The organism is Nevskiales bacterium, from assembly GCA_035574475.1.
Taxonomy (GTDB): domain Bacteria; phylum Pseudomonadota; class Gammaproteobacteria; order Nevskiales; family DATLYR01; genus DATLYR01.
Genome location: DATLYR010000053.1, coordinates 1 through 2,773 on the forward strand (window position 1 = coordinate 1; position 2,773 = coordinate 2,773).

The 2,773-nt window shown below is 70.3% G+C and carries 4 protein-coding genes; all 4 read right to left on the reverse strand.

What is annotated here, in order from left to right; translation table 11 throughout:
- Positions 1–1,028 (reverse strand): cysteine desulfurase family protein (locus VNJ47_03260; GenBank protein ID HXG27849.1); only part of this gene is annotated, 1,028 nt, incomplete at its 3' end.
- Position 1,029: 1 nt separating this feature from the next.
- A complete protein-coding gene (locus tag VNJ47_03265) occupies positions 1,030–1,503 on the reverse strand; it encodes an Rrf2 family transcriptional regulator (protein ID HXG27850.1) in 474 nt (157 codons plus the stop codon).
- Complete coding sequence (cysE, locus tag VNJ47_03270; GenBank protein ID HXG27851.1) at positions 1,500–2,306, reverse strand: serine O-acetyltransferase; 807 nt, start codon at positions 2,304–2,306, stop codon at positions 1,500–1,502. Before cysE ends, VNJ47_03265 begins: the two co-directional genes overlap by 4 nt.
- Before the next feature lie 238 nt (positions 2,307–2,544).
- On the reverse strand, positions 2,545–2,773 hold a 229-nt coding region (locus VNJ47_03275), incomplete at its 5' end, for a tRNA (cytosine(32)/uridine(32)-2'-O)-methyltransferase TrmJ (protein HXG27852.1).

Here is a 2,773-nt window from a genome sequence, read left to right on the forward strand (position 1 = left end):
AGACCCGGCTCGACGCCCATGGCCAGCAGCACGTGGCTGGGCTCGGTCTTGCCGCTGTGGCAGGCCGAGCCGCTCGACACGGCAATACCCTTGCGATCCAGCGCCATCAGCAGGGTCTCGCTCTCGAAGCCCGGCGTGCCGAACTGCACGGTGTTCGGCAGCCGCTCGGCGCCGTCGCCGAAAATGACCACGCCCGGCAGCGCGCGCAGACCGGCCTCCAGCCGCTCGCGCAGCGCACGCGTGTGTGCGGCACGCTGCGCCAGCTCCGTGGCCGCAAGCTCGGCGGCCTTGCCGAAGCCGACAATCGCGGCGAGGTTTTCGGTACCGCCGCGCAAGCCCTTCTCCTGGCCTCCGCCGTGCAGCAGCGGCTCCAGCTCCAGCGTCTTGTCCAGCAGCAGCGCGCCGACCCCGCGCGGGCCGTAAATCTTGTGCGCCGACAGCGTCAGGCTGTGTGCGCCGCAGGCCCGGAAATCCAGCGGCAGTTTGCCCGCGGCCTGCACGGCGTCGCAGTGCAATACGCCGCCGGCGGCGCGCACGCGCGCCGCGAGGGCCGGGATGTCCTGCACCACGCCGGTCTCGTTGTTGGCGTACATCACCGCCACCAGGCCCACGTTGCCCCGCGCGAGCAGGGTCTCGAGCGCGGCCAGGTCCACCTGGCCGCGCGCGTCCACCGGGATCCACTCCACCGATACGCCCTGCCGCGCCAGCGCCTGCGCCGGCTCGACGATGCAGGCGTGCTCGATGGCGCTGACCAGCATGCGCCGGCCCGGATGGCGTGCGGCATACCCCTTGAGCGCGAGGTTGTTCGCCTCGGTGCCGCCGCTGGTGAAGGTCAGCTGCGAGGCTTCCGCGCCGACCAGCGCCGCCACCTGCGCGCGCGCAGTATCCAGAGCCTGGCGCGCGGCGCGGCCATAGCGGTGCACGCTGGACGGGTTGCCGTAGGCCGCGTCGGCCAGGTACGGCAGCATCGCCTCGAGCACGCGCGGGTCGAGCGGCGCGGTGGCGTTGTGGTCGAAGTAAACGGGCATGCTACTTGGCCGAGGCCAGCGCGGGAGCCGGCATGCGCCGCAGCGGCTGCGTGCCCGTCGCGGCCGCCCGTCGCGCATGGCGCGCGCCCAGCTCGGCGAGGGTCACGGATTCCAGGAAATCCCGCACGTGGCGGGTCAGCTCCTCCCACAGATCGTGGGTCAGGCAGCGGCCGCCGTCGTGGCAGTCGCGTGCGCCGCCGCAGCGGGTCGCGTCCACGTCCTCGTTCACCGCCGCAATCACGCAGGCCACGGAGATTTCGTCGGCCGGCCGTGCCAGCCGGTAGCCGCCGCCGGGCCCGCGCAGGCTCTCGACCAGGCCCTGGCGGCGCAGGCTGGCGAACAGCTGCTCGAGATAGGCCGGCGAGATGCGGTTACGCCGTGCGACGTCGGCCAGCGTCACCGGCCCCGCGTTCTGGTGGAGCGTGAGATCCAGCATTGCGGTCACCGCATAGCGCCCGCGCGTGGTGAGCTTCATGGCTGCCCCACCCGCTTGGCCGCATCCGCCGGGATCACCGATTCCTGCACCTCGGCCTCGAAGTCGGGCACCTCGAGCCTCGGCACGTCCAGCTGGCGGAAGCGCGGGTCGCGGTCCGCGAGCAGGCGCGTCATCTGTTCCAGGCGCGTGTCCAGCACATGCAGGTGGTCGAGCATGGCACCGATGGCATTGCTGACCGGGTCCGGCATGTCGCGCGTCAGGCCGTAGGCGTCGAAGCCGATCTTCTTCGCCATGGCGACGCGGTGTTCCGGCATCGCGGTTTCCGCATCCTTACACTTGACCAGGTGGCCGGGCACGCCGACCACGGTGCAGCCCGGCGGCACTTCCTTGACCACCACCGAGTTGGAGCCGATGCGCGCGCCCTTGCCGACCGTGAACGGGCCCAGCACCTTGGCGCCGGCGCCGACCACCACGCCGTCCTCCAGGGTCGGGTGGCGCTTGCCTTTGTTCCAGCTGGTGCCACCCAGCGTCACGCCCTGGTACAGCGTCACGTCGTCGCCGATCTCGACCGTCTCGCCGATCACCACACCCATGCCGTGGTCGATGAACAGCCGGCGGCCGAGGCGCGCGCCCGGGTGGATCTCGATGCCGGTCAGCCAGCGGCCGAGGTTGGAGGTGAAACGGCCCAGCCACTTGAGGCCGTGCGTCCAGAACCAGTGCGCCAGGCGATGGAACCAAACCGCGTGCAGGCCCGGGTAGCAGGTCAGCACCTCCCAGCTGTTGCGGGCCGCCGGGTCGCGCTCGAAGACCGCGCGGATGTCCTCACGCATGCGTGCAAACATCTGTTATTCCTTGATAATCCAGAGAGCTCGCCAATACCCTAGCGAATCACTCGGAATTATAAACGGCGCTGCCTCAAAATGGAAAATCCGCGCTGCGGCCAGCAGGCCGTTGAAAACGCCCCCTAGCCTTGATCCTCGGCTTCGGCCCCGGCAGGGCCCTTTCAGAGACGCAAAAGCGTCATCCATGACGTGCTCGGGCGGCCTTACCCGGCTCGGCCGCACGGCCATATAGCCTTTGCTAGGGTGGGCCGAGCTTGTCTTCGACGCTGGCGAGGATGCCGCGCAGGATGTTGTATTCGTTGGCGTCGGGCCGCGCGCGGTTGAATAGGCAGCGCAGCCGGCGCATCAGCTGGCGCGGGTTGCCCGGGTCGAGAAAGCCGGTGCGCAGGATCACCCGCTCGAGGTGCGCGTAGAAATCCTCCATCGCCGCGTTGGGGACGCCCGCTTCCAGCGGCGGCCCCGCCGCG

Excerpts from the sequence above, each read along its gene's own strand:
- VNJ47_03265 (HXG27850.1), bottom strand. The coding sequence starts at position 1,503 with ATGAAGCTCACCACGCGCGGGCGCTATGCGGTGACCGCAATGCTGGAT.
- cysE (HXG27851.1), bottom strand. The coding sequence starts at position 2,306 with ATGTTTGCACGCATGCGTGAGGACATCCGCGCGGTCTTCGAGCGCGAC.